The 23,394-nt window shown below is 43.6% G+C and carries 26 protein-coding genes; 21 read left to right on the top strand and 5 right to left on the bottom strand.

What is annotated here, in order from left to right; genetic code table 11:
* The first annotated feature begins 113 nt into the window (after window positions 1-113).
* The 20 genes from FHS10_RS02425 to FHS10_RS02330 all read left to right on the top strand — a co-directional run bounded on the left by FHS10_RS02425 (window position 114) and on the right by FHS10_RS02330 (window position 17,612).
* Window positions 114-653 carry a GNAT family N-acetyltransferase gene (locus FHS10_RS02425; RefSeq protein ID WP_259087316.1) on the top strand — a complete coding sequence of 180 codons (540 nt, stop codon included), beginning with the start codon at window positions 114-116 and terminating at the stop codon, window positions 651-653.
* Window positions 654-701: 48 nt separating this feature from the next.
* Window positions 702-1,652 (top strand): NAD-dependent epimerase/dehydratase family protein, encoded by a 951-nt coding sequence (locus FHS10_RS02420; RefSeq protein WP_259087315.1) that lies wholly within the window; start codon window positions 702-704, stop codon window positions 1,650-1,652.
* 743 nt (window positions 1,653-2,395) lie between these two features.
* Entirely contained in the window at window positions 2,396-3,580 is a 1,185-nt protein-coding gene (ltrA, locus tag FHS10_RS02415) for a group II intron reverse transcriptase/maturase (RefSeq protein WP_259087310.1), read from the top strand.
* A gap of 277 nt (window positions 3,581-3,857) precedes the next feature.
* The gene (locus FHS10_RS02410; RefSeq protein WP_259087305.1) at window positions 3,858-4,466 is read left to right on the top strand and encodes a Crp/Fnr family transcriptional regulator; all 609 of its coding nucleotides are present in this window, start codon (window positions 3,858-3,860) and stop codon (window positions 4,464-4,466) included.
* 586 nt (window positions 4,467-5,052) lie between these two features.
* Window positions 5,053-5,613: a helix-turn-helix transcriptional regulator gene (locus FHS10_RS02405; protein WP_259087304.1), complete on the top strand. Its 561-nt coding sequence runs from the start codon at window positions 5,053-5,055 to the stop codon at window positions 5,611-5,613.
* 223 nt (window positions 5,614-5,836) lie between these two features.
* Window positions 5,837-6,754, top strand: coding sequence for an RteC domain-containing protein (locus FHS10_RS02400; protein ID WP_259087303.1), 918 nt, complete (start codon window positions 5,837-5,839; stop codon window positions 6,752-6,754).
* Between the two features lie 119 nt (window positions 6,755-6,873).
* The gene (locus FHS10_RS02395) at window positions 6,874-7,377 is read left to right on the top strand and encodes a hypothetical protein (protein WP_259087302.1); all 504 of its coding nucleotides are present in this window, start codon (window positions 6,874-6,876) and stop codon (window positions 7,375-7,377) included.
* Window positions 7,378-7,481: 104 nt separating this feature from the next.
* Window positions 7,482-7,853: a DUF4134 domain-containing protein gene (locus FHS10_RS02390; RefSeq protein WP_259087301.1), complete on the top strand. Its 372-nt coding sequence runs from the start codon at window positions 7,482-7,484 to the stop codon at window positions 7,851-7,853.
* Between the two features lie 101 nt (window positions 7,854-7,954).
* Complete coding sequence (locus tag FHS10_RS02385) at window positions 7,955-8,290, top strand: DUF4133 domain-containing protein (RefSeq protein ID WP_259087298.1); 336 nt, start codon at window positions 7,955-7,957, stop codon at window positions 8,288-8,290.
* Complete coding sequence (locus FHS10_RS02380) at window positions 8,287-10,758, top strand: TraG family conjugative transposon ATPase (RefSeq protein ID WP_259087297.1); 2,472 nt, start codon at window positions 8,287-8,289, stop codon at window positions 10,756-10,758. The genes FHS10_RS02385 and FHS10_RS02380 overlap by 4 nt, the downstream gene beginning before the upstream one ends.
* 69 nt (window positions 10,759-10,827) lie before the next feature.
* Window positions 10,828-11,214, top strand: a complete 387-nt coding sequence (locus tag FHS10_RS02375; RefSeq protein WP_259087296.1) for a hypothetical protein — start codon at window positions 10,828-10,830, stop codon at window positions 11,212-11,214.
* 32 nt (window positions 11,215-11,246) lie between these two features.
* On the top strand, window positions 11,247-11,930 hold the full coding sequence (locus FHS10_RS02370; protein ID WP_259087294.1) for a conjugal transfer protein TraI: 684 nt from the start codon (window positions 11,247-11,249) through the stop codon (window positions 11,928-11,930).
* Window positions 11,917-12,564: a hypothetical protein gene (locus tag FHS10_RS02365; RefSeq protein WP_259087293.1), complete on the top strand. Its 648-nt coding sequence runs from the start codon at window positions 11,917-11,919 to the stop codon at window positions 12,562-12,564. Before FHS10_RS02370 ends, FHS10_RS02365 begins: the two co-directional genes overlap by 14 nt.
* Window positions 12,551-13,186: a TerB family tellurite resistance protein gene (locus tag FHS10_RS02360; protein ID WP_259087291.1), complete on the top strand. Its 636-nt coding sequence runs from the start codon at window positions 12,551-12,553 to the stop codon at window positions 13,184-13,186. Before FHS10_RS02365 ends, FHS10_RS02360 begins: the two co-directional genes overlap by 14 nt.
* 51 nt (window positions 13,187-13,237) lie before the next feature.
* Entirely contained in the window at window positions 13,238-14,416 is a 1,179-nt protein-coding gene (gene traJ, locus FHS10_RS02355) for a conjugative transposon protein TraJ (RefSeq protein ID WP_259087289.1), read from the top strand.
* A 9-nt stretch (window positions 14,417-14,425) separates the two neighbouring features.
* A complete protein-coding gene (gene traK, locus FHS10_RS02350; protein ID WP_259087288.1) occupies window positions 14,426-15,049 on the top strand; it encodes a conjugative transposon protein TraK in 624 nt (207 codons plus the stop codon).
* On the top strand, window positions 15,046-15,279 hold the full coding sequence (locus tag FHS10_RS02345; protein ID WP_259087287.1) for a hypothetical protein: 234 nt from the start codon (window positions 15,046-15,048) through the stop codon (window positions 15,277-15,279). The genes traK and FHS10_RS02345 overlap by 4 nt, the downstream gene beginning before the upstream one ends.
* An 18-nt stretch (window positions 15,280-15,297) precedes the next feature.
* Complete coding sequence (gene traM / locus FHS10_RS02340) at window positions 15,298-16,353, top strand: conjugative transposon protein TraM (RefSeq protein WP_259087286.1); 1,056 nt, start codon at window positions 15,298-15,300, stop codon at window positions 16,351-16,353.
* Window positions 16,354-16,374: 21 nt separating this feature from the next.
* On the top strand, window positions 16,375-17,370 hold the full coding sequence (locus tag FHS10_RS02335; RefSeq protein WP_259087284.1) for a hypothetical protein: 996 nt from the start codon (window positions 16,375-16,377) through the stop codon (window positions 17,368-17,370).
* Window positions 17,371-17,429: 59 nt separating this feature from the next.
* Window positions 17,430-17,612, top strand: a complete 183-nt coding sequence (locus FHS10_RS02330; protein WP_259087282.1) for a BF3379 family histone-like protein — start codon at window positions 17,430-17,432, stop codon at window positions 17,610-17,612.
* A 131-nt stretch (window positions 17,613-17,743) separates the two neighbouring features.
* Here FHS10_RS02330 and FHS10_RS02325 read toward each other — a convergent pair whose 3' ends face one another.
* Window positions 17,744-18,172 (bottom strand): hypothetical protein, encoded by a 429-nt coding sequence (locus FHS10_RS02325; protein ID WP_259087280.1) that lies wholly within the window; start codon window positions 18,170-18,172, stop codon window positions 17,744-17,746.
* A gap of 602 nt (window positions 18,173-18,774) precedes the next feature.
* Between FHS10_RS02325 and FHS10_RS02320 the strand changes: the two genes are divergently transcribed.
* The gene (locus tag FHS10_RS02320; RefSeq protein WP_259087279.1) at window positions 18,775-19,899 is read left to right on the top strand and encodes a leucine-rich repeat domain-containing protein; all 1,125 of its coding nucleotides are present in this window, start codon (window positions 18,775-18,777) and stop codon (window positions 19,897-19,899) included.
* Between the two features lie 62 nt (window positions 19,900-19,961).
* Here FHS10_RS02320 and FHS10_RS02315 read toward each other — a convergent pair whose 3' ends face one another.
* The 4 genes from FHS10_RS02315 to FHS10_RS02300 all read right to left on the bottom strand — a co-directional run bounded on the left by FHS10_RS02315 (window position 19,962) and on the right by FHS10_RS02300 (window position 23,161).
* On the bottom strand, window positions 19,962-20,720 hold the full coding sequence (locus FHS10_RS02315; RefSeq protein ID WP_259087277.1) for an HNH endonuclease: 759 nt from the start codon (window positions 20,718-20,720) through the stop codon (window positions 19,962-19,964).
* 77 nt (window positions 20,721-20,797) lie between these two features.
* Window positions 20,798-21,826: a reverse transcriptase domain-containing protein gene (locus FHS10_RS02310; protein WP_259087276.1), complete on the bottom strand. Its 1,029-nt coding sequence runs from the start codon at window positions 21,824-21,826 to the stop codon at window positions 20,798-20,800.
* A 174-nt stretch (window positions 21,827-22,000) separates the two neighbouring features.
* Window positions 22,001-22,312 (bottom strand): hypothetical protein, encoded by a 312-nt coding sequence (locus FHS10_RS02305; protein ID WP_259087275.1) that lies wholly within the window; start codon window positions 22,310-22,312, stop codon window positions 22,001-22,003.
* A gap of 3 nt (window positions 22,313-22,315) precedes the next feature.
* Window positions 22,316-23,161 carry a phosphoribosyltransferase-like protein gene (locus FHS10_RS02300; protein ID WP_259087274.1) on the bottom strand — a complete coding sequence of 282 codons (846 nt, stop codon included), beginning with the start codon at window positions 23,159-23,161 and terminating at the stop codon, window positions 22,316-22,318.
* Window positions 23,162-23,394 lie beyond the last annotated feature (233 nt).

Genomic DNA, 23,394 nt, shown 5'->3' with positions numbered 1-23,394 from the left:
TTGTGGAGCCCTTTATGCGGAGCCAACTCAACCTACGAAGCGGTTATCCTCAACTAATGGCCAATATCAATCAGGTGCGTTGGCGGCCTTTTTATTCAATTTAGAACATATTAATGGAAATCAAAAAAGCAGACCTAACCGATATAAATATGATCATGGAAGTTATATCCGAAGGGCGAGCAATTATGAGAGAGAACGACAACTTGGCGCAATGGACGAATGGTTATCCTTCCAGGAGTATTATTTTAAACGACATTAGTCGCGCGGAGGCTTTTGTTTGCACGGCTAAAGGAATTATCGTCGGCTATTTCAGCTTGGCAATTGGTATAGAGCCTGATCCTAACTATAAGGTAATTGAAAACGGTAAGTGGCTGGATGACAAACCTTATGGCGTTCTTCATCGCCTGGCTTCGGGAAGAAAAGTAAAAGGTATCGCTCAAGCGGTTTTTGATTTTGCTTTTACTAAGATTGGCAACATTAAAGTGGATACACATAAGGAGAACAGACCAGTGCAGTATTTTTTGCGGAAATATGGCTTTACCTATTGCGGCGTCATTTATCTGAAAGATGGATCGCCAAGGGATGCCTTTCAAAAACTTGGAATCATCGATAGCGAAGATCAAGTTTCAGAATGGGACGAATTGACAAATTAATTTTTTCCATAACTAATAAAAAAATAAACGACAGCATATCATATCTGAATGAGTAAAATATTAATCATAGGTGCCTGCGGGCAGATCGGAACAGAGCTTTGTGCGGCCTTGAGAAAGGTCAACGGTGCTGAAAATGTCCTTGCTTCGGATGTTAAGCTATTAAACGATACACCGTTTACTATCCGTCCTTACGTTCAATTAAACGTATTGGACAGACATACCCTGCACACACTGATTTTAAAGGAGAAGATCACACAGGTTTACCATTTGGCAGCAACTTTATCTGCTACAGCTGAAAAACATCCCTTAAAGTCATGGGACTTAAATATGCAGGGATTGCTTAATGTGCTGGATATTGCTAAAACAGACGGTTTGAAAGTGTTTTGGCCCAGCAGCATTGCCGTATTTGGTGCGAATGGCCCGAAAGCCTTCAGCCCGCAGCACGCCATTACCGAACCGTCAACCGTTTACGGTATCAGTAAAGTTGCCGGTGAATTGTGGAGTAAATATTATCATGATCTATATGGTGTCGATGTGCGTAGTATCCGGTATCCAGGCCTAATTAGCCATTCCGCTCCTCCAGGTGGTGGCACGACAGATTACGCGGTTGATATTTTCTATCAGGCATTGAGGTTTCGTCAATATACCTGTTTTCTGAAACCACATACCACGCTGCCTATGATGTATATGGAGGATGCAGTCAGAGCGACTTTACAATTGATGGATGCGCCCGCTGAAAGGCTCACTGTAAGAACTGGCTACAATATACATGCTTTAAGTTTTGCGCCGGAACAGTTAGCCCAGGAAATCGGGAAGCATCTGCCGACTTTCAAAATGTATTATCAACCTGATGCACGTCAACTGATCGCGGAAAGCTGGCCTGCCAGCGTTGATGACCGGTATGCCCGGAACGATTGGGGCTGGCAGCCGCAATACGACCTGAGTGCCATGGTGACCGATATGTTCAAGAACCTGAAACAAGAAATACCACAAACATGAGCTTTAAAATCGGAATGCTGCTGATTGTAGCCTTTGCCATTTTTATCGCTTACAAAATATCCAAAGATGATGACCAGGACTAACAGGGTCAGCATTTGCCGGACATTCGTTCTTTATAAAGTCAGTGTGCGTCCAGCAAATGCGCATCCATCAAGTAGGTGTAAATCCTACCGATGCAATAGTCAAAGCATCGAAGCATTATCGGCAACGGCGGAAGAAATGAAGCCGTTGAAGCCCGATGAAAACGCTCTGGTAAGCAGGGCAAGCGAGTTACCAGGCCATAACTGAAAGTGAACGCAAAGTAGCCTCGAAAATAAGGTACACCAGTGGTCGAGCTTCTACTGACTGAGCGAAGACAACATCTGATACCGAAATGGACTGATACGGTATCAGGCACTGGCGGGGTGATAGCGATGGCATGGAACAAACTGATGGATGGGTAACTGGAGAGACCCTCGTTATCCCGGTAAGAAATTGCCGGAGCAAGGAAGGCGCTATAACCTAACGCAGGGAAATGCGCCGGAAGATGACAGGGAGTCGGAGTGGTTCATAGTAGCAATGAAGTTCCGTAATGGGAATGGAGCGAAGGGACCATATTAAAAGTAAATTCTTTAACAAAGTGAGGCAAGACGACAATGATAAAAACGTCAACAAAAATGCAGGAACTGAGAAGGAGAATATACATCAAGGCGAAGGCTGAAAAAGCCCACCGCTTCTGGGGGATGTATGTTCACGTAACGAAAATGGAAACACTACAAGAAGCTTACCGACTGGCTAAAGCCAAGGATGGTGCGCCAGGAATCGATGGCGTTACCTTTGAGCAGATTGAAGAAACAGGTGCAGAAGTGTTCTTACTGGATATACAGCAATCATTAATGTCAGGCAGCTACCTGCCTGCACGGAACCGAATAAAGGAAATACTGAAAGATAACGGGAAAACCCGCACATTAGGTATTCCGACTATCCGTGATCGTGTAGTACAGGCAGCCCTAAAGTTAGTGATAGAACCCATATTTGAAGCGGATTTTCAAGATGGCTCTTACGGCTACCGTCCCAAAAGGACAGCACATACTGCTGTCAGAAGGGTTGAAAAGGCGGCCGTAAAAGGGTTGCGAAGAGTTATCGACCTCGACCTAAAAGCTTACTTTGATACCATCAGACATGACATTCTGCTGAACAAGGTAGCCGAACGGGTGGACGATGACAAAATCATGAAGCTGCTAAAACTTATGCTTAAGGCTGGCGGTAAAATTGGCGTACCCCAAGGGGGAGTAATCTCACCTCTACTTAGCAACATTTACCTGAACGAGGTAGACAAGATGCTGGAAAAGGCAAAGGAAACAACCCGCAATGGTGTGTACAATCAAATAGAATATGCCCGCTTCGCTGATGACATGGTGATTTTAGTAAGCTCAAATAGTAGCTGTAACTGGATATGGGATGGTGTAAACCGACGGCTTCGTGAAGAACTCAACAAAGTAAAAGTCGAGATCAATGAAGAAAAGACGAGGTACATCAACCTATACAAGGACGAGAGTTTCAACTTTATGGGGTTTAATATCAGGATGGTCAAAACCCAAAGCGGTAAAATGCGGCCAAACCTGATACCCAAAGAAGGAGCCCGTACAAAACTTCTGAACGCTTTAAAAGAGATATTCAGACGCTACAGATCGCAGCCTTTACAAAGGGTGGTGCAACTAATGAACCCGACAATCCGGGGCTGGATACAATACTTTAAATATGGGCATTCACATGCGGCATTTAGGTATATCAAGTCTTGGATTAGCAGGAAAGTCATCAGGCACATCCGAAGATCCAAAGGAAAAGGAGGCTTCGGTCGGCAGAAATGGAGTATGTCCCGCTTGTTTAAAGTATATAACATTTACAATGATTATACACTGGCGAGATGGAAAGTTGAACCGATATGATAAGTCGCATAAACCTTGATATGAAACTTTTAAGAGAGCGTAGTGCGGGAAATCCGCACGCTACGTTCGATGTGGCGGGTACTGGAAACAGAATGTACAACATTCGTGCGCCAGTACTCGACCCTACTAATACAATAGTTAGTTTTTAGTTAATTAAATGTGGCGTATCCCGGCGCATGACCGCCGGGTACGCTTTTTAATTAAAATTTAATGCCTATGTGAAAATCTTATGCTAATATTTTTATATCTATCTACTTATTTTCTAAAAATCTAATCTATGAGAAACCATGAAGAGATCATTAAACGACTATTTAAAATTTTGTGCAGATACAAGGAACAGCCTGTGGCATTGATGGAATTTTTGCTTAAGGAAATGACAGGTAAGTATTACCCTGATCGCTATTCGATGTATCATCAAGGCGATACGGTACGGGAAGCGTTTTATGTGTCGGATGGTTATGTAGCCTGTTTGGGTTTTGATGAATTTGACGACAAACAGGTGATCAGTATTATCGGCAAGGATTCGATCATTGCGGGTAAAAGTTTTACGGCCCAGGAGCCTTCGGCTTATGAATGGGTTTGCCTGCCGGGCGCTTATGTGATGCGTGTGAGTTATGTGTCCATGAAGGAAGTCTATGAGAAATTTCCAGATGCGGAAGAATTGGCCAGGTTGGTAATGGCGGATATTTCAGATAAGGAATTAGAGCGGTTGAAATTATTAAAGCGGGATGCGGAAACGGTGGTTTATACTTTTTATGTAAATCACCGGGAATTTCTGGATAATCCGGGCATGATGGCAGATAAGGAGTTGTGTACCTATTTGCTGATCAGCGAAAGTACCCTGCGAAATGTACGGCAGAAGTTATTTAAGGAGGGTAAACTGTGATTAGGTGGTGCTTGTTTATCACTTGTTCATTTTCTATCACTTCTTTAAACTCACTTTTTTAGCAAATCCTGAATGGTATTTTTTGCAGTTTCGAATCTTATTAATCAATCCTATGAAAATAATATTTGAGTTTATTTTAAGCCTGTTTGATAACAGGTTAGCTAACTTCCGTCCGGAATGTTGCCGGATAAGAGGTTACAATTATTTATATTTACGACCAGTAACAAAATTAGATCCTACAAAACAGACATAGCTTTTTTAACATATAGATATTTTTGCGTTTCATACGCTCCCCAACAGTCAGAGAAAAAGGCCATTTTCAAATGAATAGATACAGAAGGGAACAAATGCAACGCCTGCGGTCGCGCGGGTTTGCTTGTTCTATTTTCTGTATTTAGGTAATGGCCTTACCTCTCTGCTAAACGAATAGTCCATGGCAGCCCGCGCCATCTCAGCGATATCAGGCTGCTTCCCGGCAGGATTAAAAGGCGCATGGAATTGTTTCCCCACCAAATTTATTGTGTTTTGTCACCTTGCAGAATTGGTAAGCGGTGTTTTTAAATCATTTATTACCTATACCCTGTTTATGCGTACGATCAAAATTCAATTACCTTTAATTTCCTGGATATTTATCCTGCTTGATATTTCCCTTTTCTGTTTCCAGTTTGTCCGTGTTTATTTCCATCCCGGCGAAGGCAGGCACTGGCGTGCTACGATGTTATGTTTACTGGCCATTATTTACAATTGTATTTCGGGAAACCTTTTGGCGCTCTGGGTACATATCTCTATAAACGTGGCAGTTTTATTTTTGGTCGTTTACCTTTTAACTAAGAAAGTTAGGGATGTCTCTAATAATAAGGAGGAGGAACCGCCAGCGGAAACACCGGACATTCCCTTTCAAATGCTGGAGATTACTGAAGCGATGGCGGCGGTTTTCCTGGAGAACTGCCATCTCTTCCAATTTACGGCAAGAGAGATCGATGTTTGCCTGTTGCTTGCCAAAGGAATGACCTATACTGAGATTGCGGAAACGCTGCATATATCTAATTCAACGGTCGATTCCCATGCGCAAAAGATCTATAAAAAATCGGGCGTCAACAGCAGGGTTACCCTGCTCCATAAACTTTACCAGAATTCGGTAAAATAATCCGGTTTTTTTATGGGGATAATTCCTGAATTGTCCGCTTTCTATACTGTTTTGAGGCATATCCGCCTAAAATCGTGAACTTTCACTATTGTTTTTTTATGGGTTTTGGGCGCACATTTGGCAATAACCAATACAAATAATGCCTATGGTCAAATGATACTCATTCTGCTGATTTTCTAATGGTAGCCTCCGGGCGTCAGCGGGTTTATTTAAATCATCATATATGCGTAAAAACAATTTCAAAGTGGCTTTTCGTGAACTGCGGGGCAAGCTGAAAGTAATCTCAGGAAACGATGACCTGGGTTTGGTGGAAAAGTTCAACGAGGCAATTGCCCTAATCAGGGATTATTTGAAGGATGTCAGGACTTTGGTTCTGGCCAATCCTTTTAAGGATAAGCTGGAGCAAATCTATTTTTACAAGTTTGAGAAGCCGGAGTATTACGCCCTCAAAATTTACCAGGTGGCTTTGTTTACCCTACTCAGCCAGAAACCGGCAGGCCCGCCGGAAATGATCCGCAGGTTCTATCTCGAAGAACTGGAATACATCCTTCGTTATTTTAAACAATATGCCTTTTATTATGAGTACTACCGTTCGGGCTTTACCGCGATGGACGAAGTGCTTTTTGTGCCAGGTGCAGTGATGGCTTCCCCATTGTTGCACGATGTGCCTGAACTAGACCCTGAATATTCCACCAATGGGGATTACCTGTTTTCCAAATTCATTGCATACGAAGCGTTGCAGGAATATATCTTAAATGAATTGCTGGCATTAGACCGCCCTGCTGGTGTTTCAGGCAATGTTGAGATGGGCATTTCAGGCGGTACAGGTGCTAGTTTGGGTAGGCAGCGGTTTGAGTGGACGGGTGAGCTGATCAATGTGGTTGAACTTGGCTACGGCATTTATCTTTCCAAACAGCTTAATGGCGGTAATGCGACCCTGACTGATATCTTTCGTTGGCTCAATGATAGCTTCGGGCTGAAGATCGTTAACCCGGCCAATAAGTTGGCCGAGATCAAGCGGCGCAAAAGGATTAGCCGTACGCATTTCTTTGATTTTTTACAGGCGGCATTTATCGCCTATTTAGACGAAGACGATGCCTTTGACCCGGATGAACTGTTGGGAAAAGGCCGTTTAAATTAGTTCCAGGGGCGATTTAAATTTATTCATCAGTACTACTGATAAGCCCGTTTCCAGCATCCTGACCTTTGATTTTGTGATCCGGTGGCAATGGAGCCTCCGGAATAATAAACTACAATCTTATGTTAAAATCATTTTCATGGCCGGACTTTTTACTGGCCGCAAGCGTGTTCAGCCTGTTTTGGTTCCTGGTTATCGGGCTGCTTTTTTACCGTAAAGAAGTATTCGGCCTGTTGTCGGGCAGTAAGGCCGATGCGGAACCTTTACCACATGGCTGGCAAAATGAGGTGGACGAATTTGTTGAAAATTCATCTACGGATGACCTGATGGGCAAGTCTGCTTTGGATGACGGCGTAGCACTGGTATCGGCGGAGGATTTTTCTTTCGTGGATAAGACTGAGCAGCTTGGACTGGTAGCAGATGTACAGGAGGAAGTAAAATCTATTTGCAGCATCCTGGAAAAAGAAGACGGCGGCAAGGAGTATTTCCTGTCCCTGTTCGCGCTGGTGAAAGGCAAATACCCGGCGGTTGCTTCCAGTCCGGCACTATCAGCTATTAATGCCTTTATCCGTGAGCATGTGCCGTTCTTTCTTTCTGAAGAGGAACTGGACAGCCTTTGGGTATAGTTCTTTTAGTCTTTTTTAATAGCGGGTCGGGTTTGGTTTCCATTCCGGAAAAAACAGGCGGTACATCAAGGTACTGTCGATTTGGAAAACTAAACAAAGACAGCATGAAGAAAAAATTAAGGGTTCAAGTCAATCCCGTAAGTGCACACAGTGGTAAAAAGCGATTGCTGGCCAAAGGCTGGCTGCTGACGGTAACGCTTTGCGTTTACCAGATGCTTTGCAGTGTGACTGCTTATTGCCAGGATGGCGCGGCGGGGATAAATGAAGCGACCAATAAGGTCAAGGGGTATTTCGATTCAGGCTGTAACCTGATGTATGCCATCGGTGCAGTTGTGGGCCTGATTGGGGCGGTGAAAGTGTTTAACAAATGGAATGCCGGCGAGCCGGACACCAATAAAGTGGCGGCGGCCTGGTTTGGTTCCTGTATCTTTTTGGTGGTGGTGGCCACGGTACTAAAATCCTTCTTTGGCATATAAAAAGTAGGGTATTGATTCACAGATCACGGCGGGCGGGTCGCAAAGCCTGGCTAAGAATGGCACGGCGGCTTCGCCTGCCGATGATCTTAAAAATTTATATAATGAGTACAGTATATCAAATTAATAAAGGGATTAATAAACCCATAGAGTTCCGGGGCCTGTACGGCCAGTATATCGCCTACCTGGCGGTTGGGCTGGTCGTATTGTTACTGACTTTTATTATCCTTTACCTGCTTGGTACTGGCCTGATGGTCATTGTGCCGCTGGTATTTGCGCTGGGCGGCGGTTTGTTCTTTTCAGTCAACCGTCTTTCTAAACGCTTTGGGGTTCATGGCCTGCAAAAGTATATGGCTAAGCGGGGATTACCAAGTTACGTACGGTTCAGTTCCAGGCGGGTATTTACGACGTTGCGTTCGTCGGGAAAGGCGGGCGCATGATAGAGATCGAAAAAATACTCCCGGTCTGGAAAGTGGAAAGGGATGCAATGATCTCCATGTCAGGGGACATCACGTTTGCCTGGCGGGTGGAACATGCGGAAACAGGTACGCTGTCACAGCAGAATTTTGAGGCGCAGCATTTAGCGATGGTGAAAGCGGTGAGGGTATTGTTGCCAGATACGGTATTGCACAAAGCGGATTGGTATACCAAAGGTAAAGTCAAGGCAGATTTTGTGAGGGCCGGTGATGGTGTATTGTCGCTGGCCTCGGAACGCTTCTTTAATGAAAGGCCGTATTTAGACCACGAATGTTTCCTGTTCATCACTTTAAAGCCGTTGGGTCGTAAGCTATCATCCTCGGCCTATGCAAATATCCTGCGCAAGTCTATCACACCTGTTGAGGTGAAAGATGAAAAACGCTACAAAGATTTTGTGTCGGCCTGCGGGCAGTTTGAGCGGATCGTATCGGACAGTGGTTTTATGAGCCTGCGCCGGATGGCTGAACCTGAATTATGCGGCACGGCTAACACGGCGGGTATCATAGAAAAATACCTGTTCCTGTTACGCTCTAACCAGCAGCCGGTAATCAGGGATATTCATTTGCGCGAGGGTCTGCGGATTGGTGACCAGCATTGTGAGTTATATACTTTATCGGATGCAGCCGATCTGCCTGCCTTTTGCGGTAGCCGCATCAATTACGATAAGTATTCTACCGACCGCAGTAAATACAGCATTGGTTTTGCTTCGCCGCTCGGCCAGTTTTTAGACTGTAACCACATTTACAGCCAGTACCTGTTTATTGGCGATGCCCACAAAACGATTAAGGCGCTGGAAGCGAAAAAGCTACGTTTGCAATCGCTGTCGGCTTATTCCAGGGAAAATGCGATCTCGCGGGATGCCTGCAATGATTTTCTGAACGAAGCCATTGGGCAGCAGCGGTTGCCGGTTAAGGCACATTTTAATGTGCTGGCCTGGGCGGATGAGGTTTCCGAACTGGCAGAATTGAGGAATAAAGTGGGGTCTGCTATGGCTTCGATGGATGCGGTTTGTAAGCAGGAAACCGATGGCGCGGCACAGATCTGGTTCGCCGGGATGCCGGGTAATGCGGCTGATTTCCCCATGAACGACACCTTCGACACTTTTGCGGAACAGGCGGTTTGTTTCTTCAATATGGAAACGAGCTACCGCTCGTCATTGTCGCCTTTCGGCATCCGCCTGGGCGACCGCACTTCTGGTTATCCTTTGCACGTGGATATTTCAGATGAACCGATCCTGCGGGGCTGGACGACCAACCGCAATAAGTTTATCATCGGGCCGAGCGGTTCAGGTAAGAGTTTCTTCACCAATCACATGGTTAGGTCATACTATGAGCAGGGTGCGCACGTGGTATTGGTAGATGTGGGCCATAGTTATAAGGGGCTTTGCGACTTGGTTAGCGGCTATTATTTTACGTATTCGGAAAAGTCACCCATTCGTTTTAATCCCTTTTATATCGCTGAGGGTGATACGTTAGACACCGAGAAAAAGGAAAGCATTAAAACTTTACTGATGACGCTCTGGAAGAAAGATGATGAGAGTTATACCCGTTCCGAGTATGTGGCCATTTCCAATGCGCTGACATTGTATTATGAATATCTGGTGTTGCACTCTGATGTGTTCCCCTGTTTTAATTCCTTTTATGATTTCCTGATGGAGGAATACTTGCAAGTGCTGGAAGATGGCAAGGTACAGGAACGGAATTTTGATGTAGATAATTTCCTGTACGTGTTGAACCCGTACTATAAGGGCGGCGAGTTTGATTACCTGTTGAATGCGACCAGTAACCTTGACCTGCTTAATGAGCGCTTTATTGTGTTCGAACTGGACGAAATTAAGGAGCATGCCATTTTACTACCCATCGTGACCATCATCATCATGGAGGTATTTATCTCGAAAATGCGCAAGCTGAAGGGGGTGCGTAAGATGATCCTATTGGAAGAAGTGTGGAAAGCCATCTCTCGCGAGGGTACTGCGGAATACATTAAGTATTTGTTCAAGACCGTGCGTAAGTTCTTTGGTGAGGCCGTAGTGGTTACGCAGGAGATCGAGGACATCATTTCCTCGCCTATTGTCAAACAGGCCATTATCAATAACTCCGACTGCAAGATATTGCTTGACCAGAGCAAGTATCAGAACAAGTTTGATGAGGTACAGGCATTGATGGGTTTGACCGATAAAGAAAAGGCGCAGATCCTGTCCATGAACAAGGCTAACGACCCCACTAAAAAGTACAAGGAGGTTTTTATTTCACTCGGCGGCCAGCAGAGCAAGGTGTACCGTACAGAGGTAAGTTTGGAAGAATACCTCTGCTATTCAACCGAAGAAAAGGAGAAGATGAAAGTACAGGAATACGCCGCAAAGTACGGCGATATCCGTAAAGGGATCGCCGTACTTGCGGCTGAGCTCCGTAACGGAGCGAAGATTTTTTAACCATTTACCGCCGAAGGCAGCTTTAAGGCCAATTAAATAAATATAAAAGACTTAAAAATCAAAATCATTATGGAACTAGTATTCAAAACACGATCAACAAATTATTTAAGGCTGGCGCTTATCGCTGTACTATTTATTTCCTTTTTCGGTTGCCATTCACAGCCTGATTTTAACGGCACCTATGTCAACCATGCCTCCGGCGAGTTCAGTCTTGCTGATGACACCTTACAGGTGGAGCATGTAAAGGAACAGCAATATCTCATTCATCGAAAGACGGGTTACCGCGAAATCGCCGAAGATGGTAAGCCAGGCAAACTGCAATGGCGTACAGAGGAATGGCAAGCAGTTTATGATCCTGGTACCGGGGTGATGACCGAAAGCCGGAAAGGGCGCACGCTGACTTTTGAAAAAGGAACATTAACACTGGAGCGCAGCAACTACCGGCGAGTCAATTAACAGAATTATTTATGAGAAACAAACTAAAGAGAATGATAAGAACCTATATGGTTGTTCTGCCGCTGAGCGCCACGACCATACTTGTGGCTTTGCCCTCCGGGGCAAATGCCCAACTGGTGATCGCGGAGGTGATTAAGGCGGCAATCAAAAAAGTGGTAAAAGCCATAGACCTGAAGGTGCAGCGCTTGCAGAACCAAACCATTTGGTTGCAAAACGCACAGAAAACGGTTGAAAACCAGTTGTCCAAGTTTAAGCTGGACGAAATATCGGACTGGACGGAAAAGCAGCGAAAGCTTTATGCGAATTACTACGATGAACTGGTCAAAGTGAAGGCGATGATCGCTACTTATCAGCGGGTCAAACATCTGGCAGAAACACAGACCAACATTGTCCGCGAATATCACTGGGCGATTGCGCTGTTCAATAAGGACAAGCATTTCAGCCCGGATGAGCTGATGCACATGGAATCGGTCTATAAAGGCATACTTGAAGCGAGTATCAAAAATCTTGACCAGGTGTTTATCGTCACCAACTCCTTTAAAACGCAGATGAGCGATGGCAAGCGGTTGGAGCTGATCAATGAAGCCTCGGCCAAAATGGACGATAATTATTCGGACTTAAAGCAGTTCAACCAGCAGAATATTACGCTGTCGATACAGCGTTCTCAATCTGCACTGGAAGTGAAAACCTTAAAGCAAATTTATGAGGTCAATTAAAAAATGTGGCTATTGCCTGTGTATTATCGTATTGGTTTGCTGTAGTTCGGCTATCCAGGCGCAAACTTTTGCGGAATGGTTTAAACAAACGAGTACCCAAAAGAAGTATCTGCTGCAACAAATCGCCGCCTTACAGGTTTACACCGGCTTCCTGGAAAAGGGATACGGTATTGCCAAATCGGGCCTGGGCACCATCAAAAATATTACCGGGGGTGAGTTCGACCTGCATTTACTTTACATCAGTTCCCTGAAACAGGTAAACCCAGTGATACGGAATGATAAGCGGGTCGGTGGTATTTTATCCATGCAAACTGAATTGCAGAAGCGCTTCAATGAACTGGAAGGTCTGAATGTATTGCCCGCCGATAACCAGGCGTATATCAATTCAGTAAAGCAAACGATCACGGTCTTATGCCTCAAAGACCTGGACGAACTGGAACTGGTCATTACTTCGGGTAAACTGGAAATGAAGGATGATGAGCGTTTACAAAGACTGGGTAAAGTATATGAAAGTACGCTGGACAAGTACGCTTTTACACAGCAGTTTACAACCGACGTTATACTCCTGGTTATCCAGGTCAGGCAGCAGCAAAACGATACGCAATTAGTAAGGAGGTATTATGAAAACAATTAAAATAATGTTGTTGGGCCTGTTGTTATCCGTTTTCGGCTTGCAGAGTGCTTCTGCCCAGTCTACCGAAATACAGCAATTGTTATTGAACGTAGAAAAGCTGGCGCAGTTCAAGCAAATCCTTTCCGATATGAAAAAAGGTTATACCATCCTGTCAACGGGCTATAATTCGGTAAAGAATATCGCCCAGGGTAATTTTTCCTTGCACGAGACTTTTCTGGATGGCTTAATGCTGGTCAGCCCGGAGGTGCGCAAGTATTACAAGATTGCGGATATCATCAGCGATCAGTCCGCTATAGTTTCAGAATATAAGTCCGCTTATAAGCGGTTCAGCAGCAGCGGTAATTTCAACGCGGGGGAACTGGATTACCTGGGCAGGGTTTATGGATCTTTGTTTAACCAGAGCCTGGAAAACCTTGACCGGTTGATTATGATAATTACCGCCGGTAAATTGCGTATGAGCGATGATGAACGCTTGCAGGCGATTGACCAGATCCATGCCGACACGCAGGACAAACTGATTTTTCTCCGTTCGTTCAACCGGGAAACGACGGTTTTGGACCTGCAACGGCAAAAGGAAAAGGATGATATCTCGGGAACAGCAGCCTATTATAAGTTAAAGTAGCAATTATGACCTGCGAAGCAAGCTTGAATTCCTTAAAAAAATAAACAATTCATGAAAAACAAACCAATTTTAATGACCGCATTTATTGCGGCACTGGCCATGCTCTTGCCTTTTAGTTCCCATGCCGAAGGGCTGGCGGACTATCTGGGCGGGATGCAGCCGGTACTGGATAATGTCTACAATGAAATGATACCGCTTTGCGGTAACCTTATCGGCGTAGCACAGGGGTTGGCCGGTTTCGGTGCATTATGGTACATCGCTTCCAGGGTATGGCGGCATATCGCCAATGCTGAACCGGTAGATTTCTACCCTTTGCTCAGACCGTTCATGCTGGGTGGCGCCATTATCGCTTTTCAGGCTGTGATTGCCTTAATGAACGGGGTTTTGCAGCCGGTGGTCACGGCTACCGCCGCAATGGTCAAGAACTCCGATGATGCTATTGCCGCACTGTTAAAGCAAAAAGAGGCAGCGGTTAAGCAAAGCAGGCAATGGCAAATGTATGTGGGCGAGAGCGGTCGTGGTGACATGGATCGCTGGTACAAATACACCCATCCGGAAGACCCGAACCGCGAAAAGGAAGGCATGTTTGAAGGTTTAGGCAATGATGTGAAATTCTATATGGATAAGGCCAGTTATAATTTCCGCAATTCGATTAAGGAATGGATGAGCGAGGTATTACAGGTCTTATTTGCAGCGGCGGCTTTGTGCATCAACACCATCCGCACCTTTTACCTGATTGTGCTAGCTATACTCGGACCGCTGGTATTTGGCTTTGCTGTCTACGATGGCTTTCAGCATACCCTCACGGTCTGGCTGGCGCGGTACGTCAACATCTTTATGTGGCTGCCTGTCGCCAATATCTTCGGTGCTATACTGGGTAAGATACAGCAGAACATGCTCAAAATCGACATTACGCAGATCGGACAAGCAGGCGACACCTTCTTTTCGACCAGTGATACGGCATATTTAGTATTTCTCGTGATTGGCATTGTCGGCTATTTCACCGTACCCAATGTGGCCAATTACATTGTCCACGCCGGTGGTGGGAACGCGATGCTGCAAAAGGTCAACACCTTGGTGGTCGGTGGCACCAGTACCGCTGCTTCAACGGCACAAACCGGCGCGGGCATGGCGGCTGATGCAATGGGCAATATCTACCGGAGGCTCAAAGGCGGCGACCAGTCGGACGACAACGATTATTTCAAAGACAAGATATCAGGTAAATCATAAACACATATTATGTTTAAACAACTCAAAAATATCGATACGGCCTTTCAGCACATCAAGCGGTTTAGCCTGGTGCTGATCGCGGCCAATGTAGTGATCTGCTGCCTCTGGTCATTTGTAACCTATAAAGCGGTTACCGAAGCGCAGCAGCGGGTACATATCCTGTATAACGGCAAGGTGTTCGAGGCATTTGCTTCCACACGGAAGGCCAATCTTCCGGTTGAACTGCGCGACCATATCAAGGATTTTCATCATTATTTCTTTGACCAAAGCCCTGATGATAAAGAGATCAAGAAGAAGATCAGCAAGGCGCTCTACCTGGCCGATAACTCTGCTAAAAAGCAATACGATAACCTCGTGGAGTCCGGCTATTACAATAACCTGATCTCTGCAAATATTTCACAGGAGGTGGAGATAGACAGTATTAAGCTGGATATCAATACCGCGCCTTATCAATTCACCTGTTATGCCACCGAAAAACTGATCAGGGCAAGTAATACCGTCGTTCGCAAATTGGTTACGCAAGGCGTGATACGTGACCTGGGCGATAAAACGGATGATAACCCGCATGGCTTCCTGATCCAGCAATGGCAGATACTGGAAAACAGTGATGCCACTAATGCGCAGCAGCCATGAGGATATTTAAAAGAAAACCAAAGGCATTAAGCCATCGTCAGGAGCAGCGGGCAGGCCGGATCGCCGGGACTATTTTGAAAAGGCAGCGGCAGGCGGCGGATTACCTGAACAGTCGGACGGCGGGGATATCAGGCAAACACTGGCTGATCCTGCTCATTTTGTTCTGCGCCACGTTTGGCAGCTATTGCCTGTACCTGCTGATGCAGGCTGTTAATTCACTAAATCATTAACCTTTAAAATTATTAAAAATGACTAAGACAAAAATGGATAAGCGCAAAATGCTGCTTATGCTACCGTTCCTCATCCTACCTTTTTTGGCACTCGCTTTTTATGCCCTGGGCGGTGGTCAGCAGGTTGTTGCTGTGCAAGGCACAGCTGACAAAGGCATCAACACGGCCCTACCTGACGCGCAGTTTAAAAAAGACGCACCTGCTGATAAAATGGGCATCTATGAACTGACCAAAAAGGATTCTACCCATGCTGATGCGAATAGCATCGCAGCGGTTGCGGGTCGTTTGGGTTTCGACCAGGCAGACGATCCCCAAACCAAGGCCATCAACGAAAAGCTGGCAGCTATCAATAAACAGGTCAATACACCGGTTAACGCACCGAAATCTTATCCAGAAGTAAGCAGAGGTATTACGGATGATGCGCCTGTTTCCAAAGATGTAGCTAAACTGGAAAAGCTGATGAAAACCATGCAGGAATCCGGCAAGGGCGATGATCCTGAAATGGCGCAGTTGAATACCCTTATGGATAAGATCATGGCCGTTCAAAATCCCGGCCAGGTGAAGCAGCAGGTACTAAAGCCGGGTGCAGTAACTGATAGTGTATTTAAAGCCATTCCTGCGGTTATTGATGGCAACCAAAAGGCTACCGAAGGTTCCGTAGTGAAGTTACGTCTACTCGATACCATCACCATTAACGGCCAACTGGTGCCGAAAGGCTACAATATTTTTGGCCTGGCCAAATTCAGTAACCAAAGGCTTAACCTGGAAATACGCAATATACGTTTGGGGACTTCCATTATCCCCGTGAGCTTAACCGTGTTTGATCAAACGGATGCCATGATCGGTATAAACGCACCCGAAGCGATGTTGTCCGATGCGGCCAGTACAGGTGGTGCAGATGCCATTAGCAGTATCGGGCTGGGCTTTGACCAGAGTTTGACCACGCAGCTTGCCGGTGCGGGGTTGGATGCGGCCAAGGGCTTGCTGACCAAAAAGCTAAAGCGCATCAAACAGCCGCTGAAATCAGGTTACCCGCTATTATTACGCGACAATACAGTTAAAACTAATCATTAATGTTTTACTTAAATCATCATTATGAACAAGAACAATCTTGAAAATTTAAAAGCCGAAATGAAAGGCCTTAAATTCGACAAGCAACTCATTGTCGAAATGGAAAAGAACATGGAAAAAGACCTGCCTGCTTTCCAGCTCAAAGCAACGTTGCCATCAGATAAAGGCCAGATGGATGCTACGTTGCACTTTAAGCAATCCGGGCAGTCCGATTACTATTTCTTTAACAAGTTTGAACTGGCCTACAGTGCCAAAGCTAAGCCGCTGGAAAACGAGCAGAAATACATGGTCATTTCTCCCGGTGAGCAAGGCAAAAACATTATGCGTTCGTTTCAGAGTCCGGTTGATGCCATCGATTTCTTCAAGTCGCAGAAAGGTGCAAGCGAACTCGCATTAGGTAAACCAACCGAAAAAGACCTGCAATTTAAAACTGCACTGGCCACCATGAAGGATGGTAAAGTGGACTATGTAGCCAAAGAGTTTCAGCAGACCTATTACGGGCAAACCCTAACCAATTCTTTTTATGTGGACAAAGGCAAAGGGTTCAATGTTACGCAGGCTTCCAACATGCTGCAAGGCCGTTCCGCTTTCCGTGACGACCTGGTGAGCCGCTCCGGCGCTGGGTACCAGGCATGGAATGTGATCGCCTTTGATAAACCCAAAGACAATTATGGCAATTACAAGATCCAACAGTATAATGAAAACTACGGCTTTGACCTGAAACAGGTGTTAGCGGAATACAAGATCAATATGCCGGACGACCCAAAAAAACAGGAAGCCATTTATAATGATCTCAAAGATGGCAACCGTCCTGTGGTCAGTGTTACCGGAACTGATGGTAAAGAAGTGCAGATGCGCATCGAGGCCGTGCCGCGTTACGGCAACATCAACTTTTACAATTTGAACGGCAAGCCTGAAAAACGGGAAGACCTGCAAAAGGAAAACAGCCTGGGCACTTCACTGGCCAAAGATAAAGGCCAACAGAAACAGGTGGCAGAAGGCCAGGAAATGAGCATGTAGGCTAATTAAAATAGTAATTAATCAATTTTTTATATCTTCAATTTTAAATAATTTAAATTATGTCAACATTTCAAAAGTTAAAAGACTTAGTAGCAGCAACAGAAGCGGATGCCGTTGCATTCCATGAAAAAGGTAACAAAGCGGCAGGAACACGCCTGCGTAAAGCTTACCAGGAAATTAAGGTATTGGCACAGGCGGGCCGTACCGAGGTAACAGAACTGAAAAATAAAGACAGTAAATAACAGCAGATAAACTGTTTGGGTAAAAGCCTGCCGGAATTCCGGTAGGCTTTTTTCAATTCAGATTTATAAAATATTCGAGATTATGATCACGTTTTTTAAGTATAACCTTTAGCGTGCCTAAAACAGCATGTTTAAGTGGATAACAAAAAATAACCGAAGATTAACAATACGGCAAGTGTAGAAAAAATAGAAAGAAGCGAATATAAATTGGTTCCAGTCTGCAAACTTCCATATTTTTCGCGGGTTTCTGCGTCAACTTTGGTAATGTTACCTTGGATTCTTGCACGAACCAGCATGCGGTAGTCGACGTACAATAACAAAACAGAATTTAAACTTGGGATAACCAGGCTCCAGTTAGGCACATCTTTTCTTATGGCGATTAAAGCAAAATAGGCAGCGATCAGTAGATTATTCAAACTGAATACCTTGTCATGCATCCGGTCAAAATATTTCTGGGTATCTGCGATGCCGCTTTCTTCGATGCGCTCCCAGCGCAAGTCCATATCTTTTAATTCCTGTTCGGTCATGATGCCGAGTTTCCTGCATTCTTCATCAGTCATAATCTTACTAAGTGTTAAGCAATATACGACACGATCTGACATTAATCAAAAAACCTCCAAGTGGCTCATCACCGGCTTGGAGGAAGATCTTTATTGTGAGGGTGCCGTAGCGAAGCAAAGTTGGCTTTTGGAACCGCCCAATTTTAACCCGAAGGCAACGTCCCTTGTCACGCATCGGAATTGTTCGGCCCGCCGGTCCCCTTTGTGTTTGATAAGCCAGAGCGCAAATAGCGCAAGTCTTAAAGCCCGTCCTCCGCGGGCAGCCTAAATTACTAAATTTTCGGATAAAAAAACCCGCTAACTGAGATCACTCGGGTTAGCGGGCGTACATTTTTTGTGAGGTTGCCGTAGCTGAGCTGAGTCTGCCAGGAACCGGTCTAGCCCTTTTCCAAGTTGTTTCGGGCAGTGAGGCAATAACTTTCGCCTCCGCGGGGCATCTCGCCCCGTTTTATAATACCAGGGTTCAAAGGGCCCAGTCATCCTCGCTGATTTTGTCCGGGCCAGCGAAGTGTGTTAGACACGGGTCCGCCGGTCGTTCCGCCCTGTCCTCCGCAAGGAACACAAAGTTACGTAAATCCTGTATATTCGTTTTCGCTTAATTTATGATGACTGATATATCGCCTTTTGCTTCCAAACTTGATCTTTCTAACCAAGGGCTTACCGAAGTTCCGGAAGCCATTTTACGCTGTAAAAACTTGCGCAAGCTCAACCTTAGCCATAACCAGATCAAGATACTCCCGCCGGAACTAAGCCAGCTCAAGCGATTACAAAACTTAGATTTAGGCAATAACCAAATCAGTACGCTTTATGCCGGAAATTTCGATTTGCCGCAACTGGAGGTTTTAATCTTACGAAACAATAAGTTAAAAAAGATGCCGCACCAGATCGGCGCACTGGACAAGCTCAAAGTGTTGAATCTTTCCGGCAACCAGTTGGTGGAACTACCCAATGACATCACTCGGTTGGCCGATCTGGAAGAGCTAAGTCTTGCCAATAACGCCTTTTCCACATTTCCGGTACAATTATTAAAATTTTCCAAAATGAAGCTGCTTTGGCTTAACAATAATCCGCTGAGTGATTTACCGGTAACTGAACTTCACTCCAAGATGCCTGACCTCAAGTCGATCTATTGTTTCAGTCCCTTAAGCAATCATGATTTGGATCCAAACTATAAATTATTGCAAGCCAAAAAAGGAAATTGCCTGGCGCAGTTTAATTTGTTAGCTCTGAAAGATAAACCCAAAAAAAAGATGGAAAGCACGACTCCGAGCCGGATTATTTCAGGAAAAAAACATTTGTTTATAAGTTACTGCCACGCGGATATAGAATGGTTAAATAAAATCAATACCGCATTACAGACAATGGCGTACGAGGGGTTAGAACTAGAGATATGGGATGATACCCGTTTAAATGCTGGTGACCTCTGGAAAAAGGAAATTGAGTCAGCCATTGCTAAAGCAGATGTTGCAATTTTATTAGTGTCTAATAGTTTCCTTGCCTCGAAGTTTATACGCGAGCAGGAAGTTCCACCTTTATTAAAAAAAGCGGAAGAAAGCGGCGCGCGTATACTCCCGGTAATCGTCGGTTTATGTCGCTTTACAAAGAGTACCCTTAAGGATTATCAAGCCATCAATAAACCGGAGCGGCCCATGAACGCGTTATCTATACACGAACAGGAAAAGATCATCTATGATTTAACGAACGAAATCGATAAGGTATTTGAATAATTTTAGCGTTGTGTGCAAATGGGATTGCGTTAAAGTAGAAGCATCTGATGCATCAACCAATTTTAGGCACCCGTGTGTTTTTTTTTAAGTAGTTGTATCCCCAAGGTGTTATCCAATTCCTGATAAGGTCCGATCCAACTCATATCGCGGCTGGCGATATTGATCAAATAAGACAAGAACTTGTATCTGAAATTGATTAAAAAAATCTGGGGATTGATGATCTTATAAAGGATTTCACAGTTGATTTTCTTTAGATAAAGTTTGTCCTGAAAACGGGGTACCGACTTGAAATCTGAGGGTCTTAATTTGGTCGTGACAAATGGCCAGTCCACATTACTTTTCTTGTCCAGATAGGTGCGGACTTCTTGCAAATCGGTTTTTCGGTATAACGCCCGTTGTGATTGATACAAGGCCTCTATGCTTATTTTAAGTAAAAGCTTGGACACAGGTACTTCATTCTTCTCAAAATCCGGAACGTTAACGACGTACGAACCATCTTCTTTTATTTCAAGGACATTGTCTTCGGTTAAGCCAAAAACTGTTACCTGATTCGCAGTGTAATTCTTGTTCCCTTCAAAACTTAAACCATGTGATGTTCCTTTTGCCGGTTTTCCTTTTTTTGTCTGAATACCAGCCATCGGCCTAGACATTGCCAATATGCCATTTGATAAGGCTTTCGCTTCAAAATTGGAAAAGGAATTGTTGCAAACACCACATATAGCGCCAAGATCTAAAGTATAAGATTTATTCCCCAATCCTTCTGGTACAATATGTTCCAGAGAATTTTTTATAACAGGCTTATTACAAATAATACAGTCCATAAAGAAGTAAATCAACGGGAATTTAATTGCTATTAGAAACTGTCTGTTTATCAAAAAAACTCATAATAGCCGTCCTATTACGCTTTTTGCCTGTTTAAATCGTTCAGATATTGCCGGTATTCAATAAATTCTTTGTCATCTTGATTCAGATATATTATGAAGTTTATTTGACCCAATAGATGGTGGAAATAATTGGCTTTTTCATTTTTAATTTTTTCAATATGTGAAGCCATACCGAATTTTTTAATAAAATACATTTGTTGTCTTATCTCCAGACGCAATTCTTTTCGTGCCTGCAATTTTTCATTAACAACAATTCCTGTAACTATCTGTCGGTCACCTTTAGCCATTAATTTGGTTTTCTCTTGATTTAATACTAATCCCGTTTTCTTGAGTAGCTGTTCAACTTTGGTAATAATTTCGTTTTTGTTGAACGTGCCAGAAAAAGCTAAGTCATCGGCATATCTTGTGTATCTGATTTTTTGAGGTAAGCAAAACAATGCGATTTCGTCATCAAAGTCCTTCAATATTAAATTCGACAAATAAGGGCTGGTTGGAGCACCCTGCGGTAACGAGTCTTCTAGAGAACAAAGTTTAGATAACAGATTGGCCATAACCAGAGAGTAACCTAGGGTTTTAAATACATTACCTATTTTTACACGGTTAATCGATGTGAAAAAATCCTTGATATCAAGCGTTAATACTGTGGGTTGATTCCTGTGAAATATTAGATTTTGTTTTAAAGATGAAAGTGGAACATAGGCCTTGGCATAAACACTCGGTTCTACTTTGTATAAAATTTCATGCAAAATCCAATATTGGATTTCTTTAAGACTAGGCAAGGGTTCTGAAATTTTCCTTTTATCTCCATTCCGCTTGGGTACATCAAAGGTCTTGTAGAAATATTCAGTATGATCTATTGCTCTTGAGATATAGGTGGTGTTATAACCTACTAAACCAGATAGATGTTCCATATTATAGATGACTGGAACTCCGCTGTCAAATAATTTTTCAGCGTAAGCAAGGCATTTGGATATTTTATCAGCTGAATATCCTGCTTGAAGCGCTTTTTCAGTAAATTTCTTTTGGTAATGTTGAAAATCCATAAGTGGCAGTATTTGCCTGGAAGCACATCAGTGCTTCCAGGTAATATTGAAATCTGTTAAAGTTTGCGTAGCTCAGCGGAGCGAACTTTAACAGATAAGCTTGAAAAAGGGTTCGCATTACAGGGCAGTGACTCACCGCCCCGCACTGGATTCACCAGTAATGTCCTTTCCAAATTATGGTATATCATCTTGATCAGGTAAAAATATGAAATCTGTTGTGATTTTCGTAATTTTTGATTTTTCTTCTTTACTAATCCACTTGTCTTTGTCTGTACTTTTCATCTTTTTGCGTAATCCATTAAGCGCTTGGCGCCCTGCTTCAGATAATGATACTGCTCCGTTCGAGTAGATAATAAAGTTCTCCTTTAAAGCTTCTTCAGTGAGATCGGCGATTTCCTTAAATCCCAGGCCGCTATCAATTAGACTATTTATAGTTCCGTTAGTCTCTACGTTTGAAAGCAGAATATGTAAATATTTTTCTGTCATAAATTATCGAAGAAACGGTGCAGTATATTCTTTATCATTTTTGATATGATTAGACCAAAATATTGAAAAAGTATTGTTAGGTGTACGGGCCATTGTAACCAGCGCTTCTGACTTTTTATAGCCAAGCTTAAATTTGCCGCCGGCTTTTGTCATGGTTTCAATCTTTTTAATGATCGCCATTTTTTTCTCTACTTCATCTCCATAATAATCTGAAATACCCTTCGTCTCGATATACTTTTGGTAATGAGCAATATTCTTTTCGTCCAACAAGTTTACAGCTTCGCGCATGATCGTGATAGCCATGACTTTAATTTGTGCAGCGGGAATAAATTCATTTTTATCAATTTCGGAAAACGTGCTGCTTATTGTAGTTCCCGAACCGATAAAATCATCAATCAAAACAAGCAATTCGTTTTCCTCAAGTCGGAATGCGGAGTCGGTAATTTTATCGAATTGTTCAATAATTTTAAATTCTATCTTATCTAATGGTGAAGGCAGAAAAGATTTTACTGTTTTGACCATGTATAATAAAACATTCCCACTTTTGGTTTCATCTTCGTCTTCAGGTTTAATTACAGGAAAAAAATAAACTCTTTTACAATCAGCTAAATTTTCAACTGCACTTAGCAGCCTAAATAGTTCTTCCAACAAACCCAAATATTTCGAATAATTTACCCAAAGGTATCTTTCCGAAAGATCTAGTATCAAGTCCTGTTCGATTTCCGTTAAATTATTCAGAAGATAGCTATAACGTTTAAAAATCTCACTTTCATTGTCGTTTTTATCCCATTCTTTAGATTTAAACAATTCTCTAAGGCGCAGCCAATTTATAACAGTGAAGTCGCTCATTGAAGTTTACCGTTATGAAAATAAATTGTCGCTGAACTATTTGCCTCAGAATTTATCTCGTCAACTGATTTATCTAAAGTGTTGATTATATAACTATGGAGTATAATTAAGTGTTCGACTATTTTGGACGTCATAATTTTGATAAGGAATTAATCAATAAAAATAATAATTTAATCACGTTTGTATAACAAAAAAACACCTTTAATAACAAGTTGTCTTCCCGAAACACGGAA

Source organism: Mucilaginibacter dorajii, assembly GCF_024808255.1.
GTDB lineage: Bacteria > Bacteroidota > Bacteroidia > Sphingobacteriales > Sphingobacteriaceae > Mucilaginibacter > Mucilaginibacter dorajii.
The sequence above is the reverse complement of the archived record's forward strand: the minus strand, read 5'-3'. Positions and strand labels throughout refer to the sequence as shown.